We start from the raw sequence: 15,499 nt of genomic DNA, 5'->3' as shown, positions 1-15,499 counted from the left end.
TTCTGAGACACCCCCTAGCGTTCCGGCCATGACAAAGCGCCAGGTGATTCTCAGCGGATCGGTGTTCGAGGAGCAGATCGGGTACGCGCGGGCCGTGGTGGACGGGGACTGGGTGCATGTGTCGGGGACGACCGGCTTCGACTACGCGGAGATGACCATCTCCGAGGACGTGGTGGAGCAGGCCGAGCAGTGTCTGCGGAACATCGGGGCGGCGCTGGCCGAGGCCCGGTGCGGGTTCAAGGATGTGGTGCGGGTGCGGTACCTGCTGCCCGCGCGGGAGGACTTCGAGCCGTGCTGGCCGGTGTTGCGGCGGGTGTTCGGGGACGTGCGCCCGGCCGCGACGATGATGGTGTGCGGGCTGGCGGATCCGCGGATGAAGATCGAGATCGAGGTGTACGCGCGACGGGCGGCAGCAGGGGAGGGGGACGCGTGAGTGGCGTGCTGCGGGTCGTCGGTGTGGGCGCGGACGAGGCGCTGGAGGAGTGGCGCTACGTGCACAACGTCGTCGTACCGCCGGCCGCCATGTCGGCGGCGGAGGCGCGGGAGCGGCTGGCGCGGGGGTACCGGCTGGAGAACGCGTATCTCGGGGACGTGCTCGTGGGGTGTTCCACCGTGCGGCCCGCGGTCGACGGGGTGGTGACGGTGATCGCCCGGGTGCTGCCGGGGTTTCGGGGGCGGGGGTTCGGTAACGCGTTGTACGAGCGTGGGCTCGCGCACGCGCGTGTGCAGGGTGCCGATGCGGTCGAGACGTGTGTGCTGGCGGTCAACGAGGACGGGCTGCGGTTCGCCGGGCGGCGCGGGTTCGCCGAGGTGGAACGGTATGTGCTCGACGGAGAAGACGATGAGTGGGTGGATCTTCGGCTCGGGTTGTGAGCGTCGGCTTGCAACGATTCCTTCAATCTTGCGGGAACACAGTGTGGGCTGCATCACGTTCGAGTTGAATGAAGGGCAGCGAGGAACCGGCGCGCCGTGCGTGCGGACGCAGCCTGATGGGGGTCCAGGTGAGTGCTTCCCGGCGTAGTGGGACCACCGACGAGCTGGGGCCCGACGAGCCCGAGCCGGAACCGGAGCGGGACGGTCCGGAGGACTCGGGCGGGTCGGATCTGCTCGCCGCGCTCCTCGACGGCATGGACGCGGCCCTGTGCGCGTTCGACGCGGACGGCTTCGTCACGCACTGGAACCGCGAGGCCGAGCGGATCCTGGGGTGGACGGCGGCCGAGGCGGTGGGCCGGCACGGGTTCGCCGGGTGGGCGGTGCGCGAGGCGGACGCCGACGAGGTCGAGGGGCGGCTGCTGTCGGCCATGCACGCCCCGGGGCGCCAGGTGCACGAGTTCGCGCTGCTCACCAAGGACGGCGGGCGGGTGCTCGTACGGACGCAGTCGGCGGCCGTGCGCGGCCCGGACGGCAAGCCCGCGGGTGTGTACTGCGCGTTCAGCGAGGTGCATACGCAGATCGACCTGGAGCGGTCGATCGCGCTGAGCGAGGCGCTGTTCGAGGACGCGGCCTGGGGTGTCGTCCTGGTGGACGCGGATCTGCGGCCCGCCGTCGTCAACGCGCATGCCGCGCGGGCGCTCGGGACGGGGCGTACGTCGGCGCTGGGGCGCCCGCTCGGGGAGCTGCTGGCGCAGGGCGTGGAGGATCTGGAGGGCGCGCTCACACATGTGCTGGCCGAGGGTGCGCCGCCGGCGCCGGCCGAGATGTGGGTGAGCGTGCGGACGGCCGAGGGCGAGCAGCGGCGCTGCTGGCGGTCCGGGTTCGTGCGGCTGGCGTCGCCGCTCGCGGAGGAGCCGGTGCCGCTGGGAGTGGGCTGGCTGTTCCAGGACGTCACGGAGGCCAAGCAGGCCGAGCAGGAGGCGGCCATGCTGCGCTTCCGCGCGAACCAGCTGCATCGTGCGGGCCGGGCGGCCTCCGAGTGCGAGGACCCGGTGGAGGCGGCCACCGTCCATCTGGACTTCGCGCTGGCCGGGTTCGCCGATCATGCGGTGGTCGACCGGGTGGTGGGCGGTGCCCGGGCGGACGGTGACGTGGGTCCGGTACGGCTGGTGCGGATCGCGGCCACGCCGACCGGGTCGCCGGGGCCGAGCCTGCTGACGGGCGCGGCAGGGCTGCCGGTGCGCTACGAGGAGGGGCATCCGGCGCTGCAGTGCGTGGCGCGCGCCGGGAGTGTGCGGGCGGACGCCGGGAGCGTGCCGGCGGACCGCGCGCGGGCGTGGGCGCTGGAGCGGCAGTGGCCGGGGGACGCGGTGCACGCGCTGTGCGCGGTGCTGCGCAGCCGGGGGCGGACGCTGGGCGTGCTGACGTTCCTGCGCGGGTCGGGGCGCAGCCGCTTCGAGCGGGTGGACGCGACGTACGCGGAGGACGTGGCCGTGCGGATCGCCACGGCGCTGGACCTGGCCCAGCTGGAGAAGGAACGGCAGCAGTAGCGGTACCGGTGGCTGCGTCTCAGTGCTGGTAGAAGATCCGGTCGCGGTACTCCTCGAACACGCGGGCGTTCCACTCGTGGCCGCCGTCGACGTTGCCGGAGCGCAGCAGCGGGGGTTCGATGCCGCGGTCGGCGAGGGTGGCCGCGGTGGTGGCCAGGACTGCCTGGAGCAGGGCGCTGGTGACGACCGTGGAGGCGGGGGCGAAGGGCGCCGGGATGGTGTCGAGGGTGAGTTCGGCGTCCCCGATGGCGATCTTCGAGTCGAGGACGACGTCGCAGTGGTCCTTGAGGTACGTGCCGGAGGAGTGCCGGGACGCGGTCTGCGCGGCGTAGGCCACGGAGGTCACGCCGATGACCTTGGCGCCGCGCGTGCGGGCGCTGACGGCCATTTCGACGGGCAGGGCGTTGCGGCCGGAGAGGGAGATGATCACGAGGGCGTCGCCGGCGCGCAGGGGTGAGGTGTCGAGGACGGCGGTGGCGAGTCCGTCGACGCGTTCCAGGCGGGAGCCGAGGGTGGCGGGCATCACGTCGACGCCGACCAGACCGGGTGCGGCCAGGAGGTTCATGAGGGCGAGGCCGCCCGCGCGGTAGACGACGTCCTGGGCGGCGAGGGAGGAGTGCCCGGCGCCGAAGGCGAACAGCCGGCCGCCGGAGGCGACGGTGTCGGCGAGGAGGGTGCCGGCGGCGGTGATGGCTTCGGCCTCCTCGTCGCGGACGCGTTGCAGGAGGCCGATCGCGGCGTCGAAGAACAGGTCGGCGGGTGTGCCGTCGCTCATGCGGTGCCCCTTTGCGCGGTCGACGCCGTGGCCCGTGTCGCGGAGGTCCGGGGCACGGAAGTCTGTGTCGCCGATCACCCTCCGGTCTGGACCATCTCGGTGTCAATATGGCCGGGGGCGGCAGCGGCGGGCCGGGATGTCCGGCCTCTGTTCTCCCGGCGTCCCCCGCTTGTCAGTGGGATCCGGCAGAATTGGTGACAGGGCCAGCGCACGCACGCGGCCGGGCTTCCGGCAGAGGTAATCGAGGGGCACGTATGTCCGGACTGATCGACACCACGGAGATGTATCTCCGCACCATCCTCGAGCTCGAAGAGGAAGGCGTGGTCCCCATGCGCGCCCGCATCGCGGAGCGGCTCGACCAGAGCGGGCCGACGGTGAGCCAGACGGTGGCGCGGATGGAGCGGGACGGCCTGGTGTCCGTCGCCAGCGACCGCCATCTGGAGCTGACCGACGAGGGCCGCCGCCTGGCGACGCGCGTGATGCGCAAGCACCGGCTCGCCGAGTGCCTGCTGGTCGACGTGATCGGCCTGGAATGGGAGCAGGTGCACGCCGAGGCGTGCCGCTGGGAGCACGTGATGAGCGAGGCCGTGGAGCGGCGGGTGCTGGAGCTGCTGCGCCACCCGACCGAGTCGCCGTACGGCAACCCGATCCCGGGCCTGGAGGAGCTGGGCGAGAAGGACGGCGCGGACCCGTTCCTCGACGAGGGCATGGTGTCGCTGGCCGACCTGGACCCGGGCGCGGACGGCAAGACCGTGGTCGTACGCCGGATCGGCGAGCCCATCCAGACCGATGCGCAGCTGATGTACACGCTGCGGCGGGCGGGTGTGCAGCCGGGTTCGGTGGTGAGTGTGACGGAGGCGGCCGGCGGCGTGCTGGTGGGCAGCGGCGGCGAGGCGGCCGAGCTGGAGGCGGACGTCGCCTCCCACGTGTTCGTCGCCAAGCGCTGAGACCGGAGGGTCGTTCAACTCCCGTTGCTCGCGGGGGAGTTGACGCCTCCCGTCGACGTCCCTCCCGGGTCGGCCGAACGTGCCGGATCCAAGATTCAGTGCGCCGAATCGCAGCGCTGGAACGTTTCGCGTGCCAGGCTGTCGCGAGAGGCATATGACCTGAGGGGGGCGGGGAGGATGTGCCGAAGACATGGACATGGACATGGGGTTGGCCCCGGCACCTTTCGGTGCCGGGGCCTGTCCTCCCCAGTGCTGACCCGGAGCCCCGAGCTCTCAGGGTCATCCCCTCGGACCGTCTTCCCCGAGCGGTCCGCCCCCCGCAGAAGAAATCCCCCTGGTGGCGCCGATCATGCCTGGGAAGGGGTCACTCGAACGAGGGGTGTTGCCCGCAGGGACCCGATTTTCGAATAGATATTCGATAGTCTGCAGTGGTACCGAAGCATTACGAAGCGATACGAGGCGACACTAGGCACGCGGAGCTAGGGGGGGTGCCAGGCTCATGGCACGACGCATCGACGTGACAGGAGCCGGCGGCGTACACCTCGCCGCCTGGGAGTTCGCGGACCCGCCCAAGAAGGGGGACCCGGCGCGGCCGCACGGTGACCGTGCCGACCCGGACCGCTCGTTCCCCGGCGTGCTGTTACTGCACGGCCTGATGGGCCGCGCCTCGCACTGGGCCTCCACCGCCCGCTGGCTCTCCGACCGGCACCGCGCCGTCGCACTCGACCAGCGCGGCCACGGCCAGAGCGACAAACCCCCGCAGGCCGCGTACACCCGTGAGGCGTACGTCGAGGACGCCGCGGCCGCCATCGAGCAGCTGGACCTCGCCCCGGCCGTGCTCATCGGCCACGCCATGGGCGCGCTGACCGCCTGGCAGCTCGCCGCGAAGCGCCCCGAACTGGTCCGGGGCCTGATCATCTGCGACATGCGGGCCTCCGCGCTCGGCGCGGCCTCGCAGCGCGAGTGGGCCGACTGGTTCAGGTCCTGGCCCGTCCCCTTCGCCACGCTCGCCGACGTACGCAAGTGGTTCGGCGAGGACGACCCGTGGGTGGAGCGGCCGAACCCGGCACGCGGGGAGTTCTACGCCGAGGTGATGCACGAGTGCGCCGACGGGTGGCGGCCCGTCTTCGACCCCGACCAGATGCTGAAGTCCCGGGAGACCTGGGTGTACGACGCGCACTGGGAGGAACTGGCCCAGGTGCCGTGCCCCGCGCTGGTCGTACGCGGGGTGGACGGGGAGCTGGGGCGGGCGGAGGCACAGGAGATGGTGCGGGTCCTTTCCAAGGGGGAGTACGCCGAGGTGGCCGAGGCGGGGCATCTGCTGCCGTATGACCGGCCGGAGGCCTGGCGGGCGGCCGTGGAGCCGTTTGTGGAGCGGGTGGGGGAGTGAGGGGCGCGACCGGAGGGGTGGCGATGCCGTTTCGCGGCTGCGGGTGCGTTGTGGCTGGTCGCGCCCACGCGGCGGAGCCGCACATTCAATACAGCCCCGCGCCCCTTGCGGGGCGCTGTAGTCACCCCCTGCTGACAGCCGTAAGGATCTCCGGCAGGTTCGCCGCCGTGCGCGGTGCGGCCAGGCGCAGGCCCGCCCACGTGATCGCCGCCCCGTAGGCCGCCCCCACCGGCAGCAGTACCCATGTCCACTCCCCGCCGCCCGCGCTCACGTTCAACGCGATCGTCAGGGCGATGACGGGGGCGCACAGCAGGGCCGCCGAGACCATGCCGCCGAAGATCGCGATCCAGGCGAGGCCGGCCTGGCCGGGGGCGACGTTCTTGTGGCCCTCCTGGGGGATGGAGTACGGGAAGCGGGCCGAGGTCCAGGCGCCGGTCGCCAGCATCGCGCCGAGCAGGGCGAAGGACAGGCCGAGCACCTCGGGCAGCCGGGGCCAGTCCCCCAGCATGGCCGTGGTCAGGACGGTCACCAGCGCCGCGTACGGCAGCGTGATCACCAGCAGGGCCAGCGCCCGCCCGCGCAGCTCGACGTAGGCGTCCCGCGGGGACGAGATGGTCATCGCGACCATCCAGAAGGCCGAGGTGTCCTGCCCGAACTGGTTGTACATCTGGATGCCGAGCATCCCGGCGGCGAAGCACGCGAAGTAGATCGACCCGGTGCCCTGGAGGGCGTTGAAGACGGGCACGATCAGGCCGATGGCCAGGGACGTCACCCACGCGGCCTTGGTCTTGGGGTCGCGCCACACATAGCGCAGGCTGCGCGCCATGACCGTTCCGGTGCGGCCGGCCGGCAGCAGGCGCCCCAGGCCCGCGCCGTCGGAGGCACGGCTCCGGACGGCCGAGTCGGGCGCCTGGAGCGTCGAGCCGTCCGGCGAGGTCATCAGCCGGGTCAGGGTCCGCGCCCAGGCGCCGACCAGCAACGCCAGCGCGGCGACGGACAGGCCCAGCTGTGCGGCGGCCGTGCCGTACGAGCCCTCGCTCGCCGAGTGCACCGCGCCGATCGCCGACGCCGGCGGCAGCCAGCGCACCACGTCGGCCACCGGCGCGAGTTCCCCGAGCCCGGCCGCGCCGAGGCTCCGGACACCGAAGTTCACCAGTTGCGCCCCGATCGCGATGACCAGGCCGCTCAGTACCGCGAGGTCACGGCCCTTGCGGCTGCTGAGCAGCCGTACGTTCGCGGCGGCCACGGCCCGTGCGAGGGCCACGCAGACCAGCAGCGCGAGGGCGACGGCGACGACCGCCACGCCGTACCCGGCCGCCCCGTGCGCCACGGACACCGCACAGCCCACCAGCAGCAACAGCGAGAACAGCGGGCCGATGCCGACCAGGGAGGCGGCCAGCAGGGCCCGTACCAGCGGTCGTGGCCGCAGCGGGAGCATCACCAGACGGGTCGGGTCCAGGGTCTCGTCGCCGCTCGGGAAGAACAGCGGCATGACCGCCCACCCGAGCGCCAGCACGGCCGCCCCCAGCACGGCCACGGCATCCGCGTGCGCATGCCCGCGCAGCACGATCAGCCCCAGCAGCTGCAACGCCCCGAACAGCAGCGCGACCACGGCCGACGCGACGAACGCGGCCCGCCGGCCACCGGACTGCCGCAGCCCGTTGCGCAACAGCGACAGCTTCAGCCGTACGACGGTGGAGGTCACGTCCGTCATCGGGCCGCCCCGCCGCCCAGCCAGTCCAGGTCCGACCCGGCGTTGCGTCCGGTCGCCCCGACCAGTTCGAGGAACGAGGCCTGGAGGGTGCCGTGCGCCCCGCGCACGTCCTCCAACGTGCCCGTCGCGCGGATCCGCCCGGCGGCCATCACCGCCACCCAGTCGCACAGCGACTCGACGAGTTCCATGACGTGGGAGGAGAAGACGACGGTCGCGCCGGAGGCCGTGTAGCGCTCCAGGACGCCCCGGATGGTCTGCGCGGACACCGGGTCGACCCCCTCGAACGGCTCGTCCAGGAAGAGGACTTCGGGGTTGTGGAGGAGAGCCGCCGCGAGCCCGATCTTCTTGCGCATGCCGGTCGAGTAGTCGACGACGAGCTTGTGCTGGGAGCCGGCGAGATCGAGGACGTCGAGGAGCTGCGTGGCCCGCTTGTCGACCTCGGCGCCGGGCAGTCCGCGCAGGCGACCGCTGTAGCCGAGCAGTTCGCGCCCGGAGAGCCGCTCGAAGAGGCGGAGGCCTTCGGGGAGGACGCCGATGCGGGCCTTCACCGCCACCGGGTCCTGCCAGACGTCGTGCCCGACCACCTCGACGCTCCCCTGGTCCGGCCGGAGCAGCCCGGTCACCATGGAGAGGGTGGTGGTCTTCCCGGCCCCGTTGGGCCCGACCAGCCCGACGAACTTCCCGGCGGGCAGCGACAGATCGATGCCGCCGACGGCCACCTGCTGCCCAAACCGCTTCCAGAGCCCACGAACACGAACGGCATCGGTCATGCCAGAACCCTATGGGGGAGTCGGGTCTACGAGGGTGCGGGTGCGTGGGAGCGGGGGTTTCGCTTACCGGCGCGTGCAGGGCGCCTCCCCCAGAGGGGGTACCCCCAGCGCCCACCCGTGCCGCCCTGCGGCACGATTGCCCGCAGCTGGGTGGCTAGATGAGACGCGGCTGGACAGCGCCCCGGCAGGGGCGCGGGGCTGTGTTGAATTTGCGGCTCCGCCGCGTGGGCGCGACCAGCCACATCGCGCCCGCAGTCGCCACGACCACAGCACCCGGCAGCCCAGTAGGCGCGCTACCGATCCCTTCCGCACGCATAGGCCAGCGCCGAGATCAACTCCTCCGCGTCCGGCAGCCACCGGTTCGCCGGTGTCGGCCGGCAGGCCCACTGCACCGCACCCCGGGAGCCCAGCCGCGTAGGCGGCGCCGGCACGTACGCGCCCTCACCCAGCGCCGTGAGGTCCAGCGACGCCGGCGCCCAGCCCAGCTTCCGTACCAGCTCCGGCACCTTCGCCGACCCGCCCGGCAGCACGAAGAACTGCATCCGGCGATCGGGCGTGAGCGTCACCGGCCCGAGCGTCAGCTCCATCCGCTCCATCCGCGCCAGCGCCAGGAACCCGGCAGTCTCCGGGACGGACAACGCGTCGAAGGTCCGCCCCGTCGGCAGCAGGATCGACGCCGTCGGCTGCTTCTGCCACATCCGGCGCGCCACCGTCGCACTACCGGTCGCCTGCGTCGCCCAGTCCGGGCGCGCCGCGTGCGCGCCGGGCGCGCCGCACGCGACCTCACCACAGGAACAGCGCTGCACCCCCTCGACCGCTTCCAGCCAGGTCCCAGGGAAGACGTCCCAGTGGCGCTCCTCGGCGTAGCGTACGGCGGTCTCCAGCAGCGATTCCCCACGCTGCTTCGGAATCTGAGCGGCTTCGGTGCCGACGATCGTCTCTTCCACGTTCATCACAACTCCCGCACCCACCTGGAGTTACGGGCGTAGCGCGCGCGGGGGAGGAGCATCTTTTCCGCAACTGGGGCGCATGGATGCACGTGTGGGGGCGCGCGGGAGGAACCGGGGCGTGAGCGGGTAGTCACACGTGGGGGGTTGGCAGCGGTCGTACCCGCGATTCCGCTGCCTTTACCCGGCAATCCTCGCATGTCCCGCATTTTCGGTATGTCCGCTGGGCAGTGATCGTCAAGGCCGGATCTTTTCCCTACAGGGAGCTCGCAGGGGGTACGCCATGGCCGCAAGGCCGCTTGTCGCTCGGCAGCCGAACGAACGGTTGCAGGCGCTCATCCAGGAGGCGGGGTGCTCGAACGCCGGGCTCGCCCGCCGGGTCAACATGTGCGGCGCGGAGCACGGTCTCGACCTCCGGTACGACAAGACGTCCGTGGCCCGCTGGCTGCGCGGACAGCAACCGCGGGGCCGCGCGCCCGCGATCATCGCCGAGGCGCTGGGGCGCAAACTGGGCCGTACGGTCACGATCGACGAGATCGGCATGGCCAACGGCAAGAACCTCGCGTCGGGCGTCGGCCTCCAGTTCTCGCCGACGGTCCTGGGGGCCATCGAGCAGGTCTGCGAGCTGTGGCGCAGTGACGTGGGCCGCCGGGACTTCCTGTCCGGCTCCTCGGTCGCCGCGTCCGCGCTGGTCGAGCCCAGCCGGGACTGGCTGATCTCGGCGCCGGACGCGCAGGTGGCACGGCAGGCCGGGCCGCGGGTCGGGCCGTCGGACGTCGCGGCCGTGAAGGCCATGACCCAGGCGCTCACCGACCTGGACCACCAGTACGGCAGCGGGCACGTGCGCCCGGTCGTCGTGCACTACCTCAACAGCGTGGTCTCCGGGCTGCTCGCCGGGTCCTACCGGGAGTCCGTCGGACGGGACTTGTTCGCCGCCGTCGCCCGGCTCACCGAGCTCGCCGGGTACATGGCCGTCGACACCGGCCAACCCGGGCTCGCCCAGCGGTACTACATCCAGTCGCTGCGTCTCGCGCAGGCCGCCGGCGACCGCGGCTACGGCGGCTATGTGCTCGCCGCCTCCATGAGCCACCTGGCCGCACAGCTGGGAAACCCGCGGGAGATCGCCCAGTTGGCGCGGGCGGCGCAGGAGGGGGCGCGCGGGCGCGTGACGCCGCGCGCGGAGGCCATGTTCTACGCGGCCGAGGCCCGCGGGCACGCGCTGCTGGGCGACGCGCGGTCGGCGCAGCTCGCCTCGGGGCGCGCGGTGTCGGCGATGGAGGCGGCCGACCCGTCGTCCGGGGACGACCCGGCGTGGATCGCGCACTTCGACGAGGCCTATCTGGCCGACGAGTTGGCGCACTGCCACCGTGACCTGGGCCAGGCCGAGGCGGCCGCGAGGACCGCGGAGCAGTCGCTGGCCGGGCACCCGCCGACGCGGGCGCGGCGCCGCGCGATCGGCTATGTGCTCCTCGCCACGGCGCAGGTGCAGCAGCGCGAGATCGAACAGGCCTGTGCCACCGGGCTGAAGGCGGTGGAACTACTGGAGACGGTCCGTTCCAACCGGGGCGCCGAGTACCTGGAGGACTTCCAGCAGCGTCTGGAGCCGTTCCGGGACGAACCGGTCGTCAGGGAGTTCGGCGCCCGGCTGGATCTGCAGGCGGCCGCATGAATTCATGCCCCGCGGATGCGTGAACGTGTGGGAAACCACACCTTGCCGGGCAAGGGGCGGCATATACAGCGCACCGCGGGGCGGTTTTGTTACTGCTGTCACAGGGAAGAAGATCGCGCCCTTGGCTGCGTGGCACCTTGCTGAGGGGACCCGGTAGCGTGAGCCGACGATTCACAAGGTCCCCCATTAGTAGGAGTCCCGGTGACGCAGAGTGGACAGGGCGAGCCCGCGCGCGAAGGCATCGTGCTGCCCTCCGACGGTGGCGAGCCGCTGCTGCCGGGCATGACGGGCGTTCCCGCCCCCCTATCACAGCCGCCCGCGCCGGCTCCGGCACCGACCACCGCACCCTCCGAGGGCCAGGCCTGGGGACAGCCGTGGGGGCCTGGTCACCAGCAGGGCGCGGCGCAGCCCGAGCAGGGCTGGCCGCAGGCGGCCGGCCAGGAGTGGAACACCCAGGAGCCGGCGCCCGAGCTGCCGCCCGCCTGGAACGCCCAGTCGCACGCCGCGCAGTCCCAGGCCGACCACTACCAGTCCCCCGCCCCCGGCGCCGGCCCGCTCCCGCCGGAGGGTGCGCCCGCCCCGTCGTACGGCGGCGGCTACGACCAGTCGTACGGCTACGGCGGCCAACCCCAGCAGTCGTACGGTGCCCCGCTGCCCCCGGCCGGCGGCCAGGACCCCTACGGCGCCCCGGGTGCCGCGCTGCCGCCCGCCGTCCCGCACGGAAGCCACGGCGGGTACCCCGGTGCCCTGCCGTCCGCCGACGAGGGCGCGACCCAGTACATCCCGCCGGTGCCCGCCGCGCCGGCGGACGAGGGGGCCACGCAGTACATACCGCCGGTGGCGGCGGCCCCCGAAGGGGCCACCCAGCTGATACCGCCGATCGGCCCGGGTGCGCTGCCGCCGGAGAGGTCCCACGAGCAGACCACCTTCCTGGGCCGGCAGTCCGCGCCCGCCGCGCACTCCGACGCCGAGGCCACGCAGTACATCCCGCCGTACCAGGCCGGTGCCGAGCAGGGCGGGGACCGGCAGCCGCCCGCCGAGTTCGACAACCTCTTCCGCAGCGCGCCGGGCGGCGAGCCCCCGGCCGCGTCCACGGCCCAGCTGCCGCGCTACCAGCAGCAGCCGCAGAGCTTCCAGCAGCAGCCGCCGGCGTACACCCCGCCCCCGTCGTCCTACGACCACGATCACGACGGTGACGGCGGTGGCCGGGGCGGTCGCGGCCGGTCGAAGGTGCCGCTGATCGCGGCCGTCGGGATCGGGATCGCCGTCCTCGGGATCGGGGCCGGTGCCCTGTTCAGCGGGGGCGACGGGGACTCGGGCGACGCCAACAAGACGGTCGCCGCGTCCGTGCCCGCCACCGACGGGTCCGGGTCCGCCGCGGCCGACCCGGCCAAGGCGCAGGCCGCCGCCCTGGACAAGCTGCTCGCCGACAGCGGCAGCAGCCGCGCCTCGGTGATCAACGCCGTCGCCCAGGTGAAGCAGTGCAAGGACCTGGACGGTTCCGCCTCCGACCTGCGCAATGCCGCCACGCAGCGGGCCGCGCTGGTCACCCGGCTGGCGAAGCTCTCCGTCGACAAGCTCCCGGCCAACGCCGAGCTGACCACCGCCCTCACCAAGGCCTGGCAGGCCTCCGCGAACGCCGACAACCACTACGCGGCCTGGGCCGACCAGGTCAAGGGCAAGCACGGCTGCCGCAAGGGCCAGGCCCGCACCACCGGCCAGACCGCGGCCGGCAACCAGGAGAGCGGCACCGCCAGCTCCCAGAAGGTGAAGGCGGCCGCGCTGTGGAACACGATCGCGAGCAAGTACGGGCTGACCCAGCGGCAGCCGACCCAGCTGTGAGAGCGGGCCGGCCGCACGAGCCGGCCGGTCAGCTGAGGTCCGCGGTCTCCAGGGTCTCGGTCATGTCGAGGGCTTTCTTGTTGGCCGACTGGAGCAGGCCGCCCTTGACGGTCTGGACGTTCACGTCGGTGTTGACCAGCCGGGAGAAGCCGGCCGCGGACAGCTTGCCCTGGTAGGGCCAGGACAGCGACGGGGTGAGGCCGCCGGTGGGGACCTTCAGGCCGTCGTTGAGGGTGCGGCGCACACTGTCGGCGGACACCTCGCCGCCGCCGATCTTCTCCAGGGCGGCGGCCAGGACCTTGTAGGCGATCCAGGTCGTCTGCACCCCGGCGTCGGCCGGGTCGATCCGGTTGTCGCCGAAGGCCTCCTTGCTGATGACCTTCTTCATCTCGTTCCAGCGCGCGTCCGAGGCCACCGGGTACCAGCCGGTGACGTACGACCCCTCGTACGGGCCGGACGCACCGCCGGTGGAGTTGATCACCGTCTGGTCCACGCTGCCGACCTCGGCGGCCGTCTTCACCTTCGGGTAGTCCTGGCGGGCGCGCTGGAAGTTGTCCATGAAGGTGGCCGTGCGGTCACCGAGCTCGGGCACCACGCAGCCCGTCTTCAGCGAGTCCGAGGTGGCGCTCTCCAGCGCCGACTGCGACTGCTTGTCGTACTCGGTGAGGTCCTCGGCCGCGAGCTGGTCGACCGACTTGGCGTGGTCGCCGGCCTTCAGGCCGGAGTCGAGGAGCTGGGGCAGCTGGTCGCCGGCGATGGTGTCCGGCCGGACCAGGGTGACCGGGCCGCACTTGTCGGCCAGCGCCTCCCCGAGTCCGGACAGCAGGGTGAGCTGGCCGCCGTTGACCGGGTAGGAGACGGGGCTGGTGAACTCCTCGTTCGACGCCCCGTAGCCGCCTATGTAGGGGATGGCGGCGCCCTCCAGCGGGGCGAAGTAGGAGTCGCCGAACTGGCTGTAGGAGCCGACGACGGCGACGACGTTCTGGTCGGCCGCCTTCTGGGCGCAGTTCGCGGCGCCCACGCTGGTGTTGTGGTCGTTGCAGGTCAGCAGCTTGAGCTTGTGGCCGCCGATGCCGCCCTGGGAGTTGAGCCAGCGGACGATCGCCGACGCCATGGCGGGCATGCCGGGCTTGTTGGTGGCGGTGGTCTTCTGCGGCGCCCAGGTCATCACCTTGATCTCGTCGTCCCCCGACCCCGAGAATCCTGGGACGACCCCGCAGCCGGCGGCGAGTGACGCACAGGCCGTCATGGCCACCACGGACAGAGCGGTGGCTCTGACGCGCCGGTGGGTCGTGGGGAGGAGGGTGCTGAAGGTGGGGCGCCTGCCGGTCATGGACACGCACGATTCCCCCACATCACTAACCGGCGAGTGACCCATGGTCAACGAGGGGTGACGCGCAGGTGAATTGCGGGGGGCGGTGACGGGCGTGTGACGAGGAACGTACGATCGATGACCGTGCAAGGTTCGGAGAACTCTTCCCGTCGCGGCCGTCGCTCCTCCACCATGGGCGGCATGCCACTCAATGACATGCCGTGGTGGCGCTGGCGCAGCAATGTGCGCTCCGCGCTGCACATGCTCTCCGATCCGGAGTTCCAGCGGAACGTCTGGCTGGCCGGCACGGACGGCTACGGGGACGTGACCGACGCGGTCTACCGGCTGGTCGAGGACACCTGGCTGGACAGCTGGTCCGCGGAGAAGTACGTCGGGACGATATTCCGCGACTCGCAGGAGGCGGCGCTCGTCGACACCGCCGTGCTGCGGGTGCTGCGGATCATGCACCAGGTCGGTCCGGACGCGCCGGTCTCCGCGTACCTCGACCACCAGGCGTGGCCGGACGCGGTCCGGGCGGCCCGGGACGCGCACATACGCCTGGCGGCGAGCGACGGCGACGACCCGGACATCCCGCCGCGCAGCCTCGAGGTGCTGCGGATCATGACGCGGGCGGCGTGAGTCCGCGGGGCGGACGCTGACCGCCGGGGGCGGCCGGGCATGAGATTCTGTGGTGCATGACCGATCAGCCCACCCGAGCCCAGGCCGCCCTGGCCGACCAGTACGTCCTCACCCTGTCCTGCCCGGACAAGCAGGGCATCGTGCACGCCGTGTCGAGCTACCTGTTCATGACCGGCTGCAACATCGAGGACAGCCAGCAGTTCGGGGACCACGACACCGGTCTGTTCTTCATGCGCGTGCACTTCTCGGCCGAGGCGCCGGTGACGGTCGACAAGCTGCGGGCCAGCTTCGCGGCGGTCGGTGACTCCTTCCACATGGACTGGCAGATCAACCGGGCCGACGAGCGGATGCGGGTCGTCCTCATGGTCAGCAAGTTCGGGCACTGCCTGAACGACCTGCTCTTCCGCGCGCGGATCGGCGCGCTGCCGGTGGACATCGCCGCGGTGGTCTCCAACCACACCGACTTCGCGGAGCTGGTGGAGTCGTACCACGTGCCCTTCCGCCACATTCCGGTGACGAAGGAGACGAAGGCCGACGCGGAGGCCCAGCTCCTCGAGCTCGTCCGCGAGGAGAACGTCGAGCTGGTGGTCCTGGCCCGGTACATGCAGGTCCTCTCGGACGACCTGTGCAAGCAGCTCAGCGGCCGGATCATCAACATCCACCACTCGTTCCTGCCGAGCTTCAAGGGCGCGAAGCCGTACCACCAGGCGCATGCGCGGGGCGTCAAGCTGATCGGGGCGACGGCGCATTACGTCACGGCGGACCTCGACGAGGGGCCGATCATCGAGCAGGAGGTCGAGCGGGTGGGCCACGGCGTCACCCCGGACCAGCTGGTCGCGGTCGGGCGGGACGTGGAGTGCCAGGCGCTGGCGCGGGCGGTGAAGTGGCATGCGGAGCGCCGCATCCTGCTCAACGGCCGACGAACGGTCGTCTTCGCCTGACCGTTCGTTCTCGCCCGAGGGGCGGGGTGGTGCCGGTCGTACGGCGGCCGCGGGCGCGTGGGGGCCGTTCGCGCAGTTCCCCGCGCCCCTAAAAGCCAAAAGCGGGGCGCAGCCCCGTCTTTTCCAGGGG

14 protein-coding genes are annotated in these 15,499 nt (G+C 72.2%); 9 read left to right on the top strand and 5 right to left on the bottom strand.

The genetic code is table 11. The annotated features are described in order from the left end of the window. The first annotated feature begins 28 nt into the window (after positions 1-28). The 3 genes from ACFWXC_RS26055 to ACFWXC_RS26045 all read left to right on the top strand — a co-directional run bounded on the left by ACFWXC_RS26055 (position 29) and on the right by ACFWXC_RS26045 (position 2,423). The gene (locus tag ACFWXC_RS26055; RefSeq protein WP_384482434.1) at positions 29-433 is read left to right on the top strand and encodes a RidA family protein; all 405 of its coding nucleotides are present in this window, start codon (positions 29-31) and stop codon (positions 431-433) included. Between the two features lie 89 nt (positions 434-522). Beyond that, the gene (locus tag ACFWXC_RS26050; protein ID WP_384482667.1) at positions 523-873 is read left to right on the top strand and encodes a GNAT family N-acetyltransferase; all 351 of its coding nucleotides are present in this window, start codon (positions 523-525) and stop codon (positions 871-873) included. A 128-nt stretch (positions 874-1,001) separates the two neighbouring features. Beyond that, positions 1,002-2,423, top strand: coding sequence for a PAS domain-containing protein (locus tag ACFWXC_RS26045; RefSeq protein WP_384482433.1), 1,422 nt, complete (start codon positions 1,002-1,004; stop codon positions 2,421-2,423). A 19-nt stretch (positions 2,424-2,442) separates the two neighbouring features. Here the strand turns inward: ACFWXC_RS26045 and ACFWXC_RS26040 are convergent, their stop codons facing one another. Further along, positions 2,443-3,198 carry an SIS domain-containing protein gene (locus ACFWXC_RS26040; RefSeq protein WP_384482431.1) on the bottom strand — a complete coding sequence of 252 codons (756 nt, stop codon included), beginning with the start codon at positions 3,196-3,198 and terminating at the stop codon, positions 2,443-2,445. A gap of 254 nt (positions 3,199-3,452) precedes the next feature. Between ACFWXC_RS26040 and ACFWXC_RS26035 the strand changes: the two genes are divergently transcribed. Then, positions 3,453-4,145: a metal-dependent transcriptional regulator gene (locus tag ACFWXC_RS26035; protein WP_351321325.1), complete on the top strand. Its 693-nt coding sequence runs from the start codon at positions 3,453-3,455 to the stop codon at positions 4,143-4,145. 499 nt (positions 4,146-4,644) lie between these two features. Continuing rightward, the gene (locus ACFWXC_RS26030; RefSeq protein ID WP_384482429.1) at positions 4,645-5,535 is read left to right on the top strand and encodes an alpha/beta fold hydrolase; all 891 of its coding nucleotides are present in this window, start codon (positions 4,645-4,647) and stop codon (positions 5,533-5,535) included. A 121-nt stretch (positions 5,536-5,656) separates the two neighbouring features. On the opposite strand, the gene ACFWXC_RS26025 is transcribed toward ACFWXC_RS26030, so the two are convergent. The 3 genes from ACFWXC_RS26025 to ACFWXC_RS26015 form a co-directional block, all read right to left on the bottom strand. After that, positions 5,657-7,249 carry a transporter gene (locus tag ACFWXC_RS26025; protein WP_384482427.1) on the bottom strand — a complete coding sequence of 531 codons (1,593 nt, stop codon included), beginning with the start codon at positions 7,247-7,249 and terminating at the stop codon, positions 5,657-5,659. Further along, on the bottom strand, positions 7,246-8,019 hold the full coding sequence (locus tag ACFWXC_RS26020; protein ID WP_384482426.1) for an ABC transporter ATP-binding protein: 774 nt from the start codon (positions 8,017-8,019) through the stop codon (positions 7,246-7,248). Before ACFWXC_RS26020 ends, ACFWXC_RS26025 begins: the two co-directional genes overlap by 4 nt. A 293-nt stretch (positions 8,020-8,312) precedes the next feature. Beyond that, positions 8,313-8,975: a bifunctional DNA primase/polymerase gene (locus ACFWXC_RS26015; RefSeq protein ID WP_384482424.1), complete on the bottom strand. Its 663-nt coding sequence runs from the start codon at positions 8,973-8,975 to the stop codon at positions 8,313-8,315. A 274-nt stretch (positions 8,976-9,249) separates the two neighbouring features. On the opposite strand from ACFWXC_RS26015, the gene ACFWXC_RS26010 reads away from it, so the two are divergent. Then, entirely contained in the window at positions 9,250-10,635 is a 1,386-nt protein-coding gene (locus tag ACFWXC_RS26010; protein WP_351711835.1) for a transcriptional regulator, read from the top strand. A gap of 201 nt (positions 10,636-10,836) precedes the next feature. Further along, positions 10,837-12,477 (top strand): hypothetical protein, encoded by a 1,641-nt coding sequence (locus ACFWXC_RS26005; RefSeq protein WP_384482422.1) that lies wholly within the window; start codon positions 10,837-10,839, stop codon positions 12,475-12,477. 28 nt (positions 12,478-12,505) lie between these two features. Here ACFWXC_RS26005 and ACFWXC_RS26000 read toward each other — a convergent pair whose 3' ends face one another. Continuing rightward, positions 12,506-13,810, bottom strand: coding sequence for an ABC transporter substrate-binding protein (locus tag ACFWXC_RS26000; protein WP_384482420.1), 1,305 nt, complete (start codon positions 13,808-13,810; stop codon positions 12,506-12,508). 117 nt (positions 13,811-13,927) lie between these two features. Here ACFWXC_RS26000 and ACFWXC_RS25995 point away from each other — a divergent pair, with 117 nt between their 5' ends. Both ACFWXC_RS25995 and purU read left to right on the top strand, forming a co-directional pair. Next, positions 13,928-14,428: a hypothetical protein gene (locus ACFWXC_RS25995; RefSeq protein WP_384482418.1), complete on the top strand. Its 501-nt coding sequence runs from the start codon at positions 13,928-13,930 to the stop codon at positions 14,426-14,428. A 56-nt stretch (positions 14,429-14,484) separates the two neighbouring features. Continuing rightward, entirely contained in the window at positions 14,485-15,369 is an 885-nt protein-coding gene (gene purU / locus ACFWXC_RS25990; RefSeq protein WP_384482416.1) for a formyltetrahydrofolate deformylase, read from the top strand. Positions 15,370-15,499 lie beyond the last annotated feature (130 nt).

This window comes from Streptomyces sp. NPDC058683, from assembly GCF_042716195.1.
GTDB lineage: Bacteria > Actinomycetota > Actinomycetes > Streptomycetales > Streptomycetaceae > Streptomyces.
This window is presented reverse-complemented; position numbering and strand designations above follow the sequence as displayed.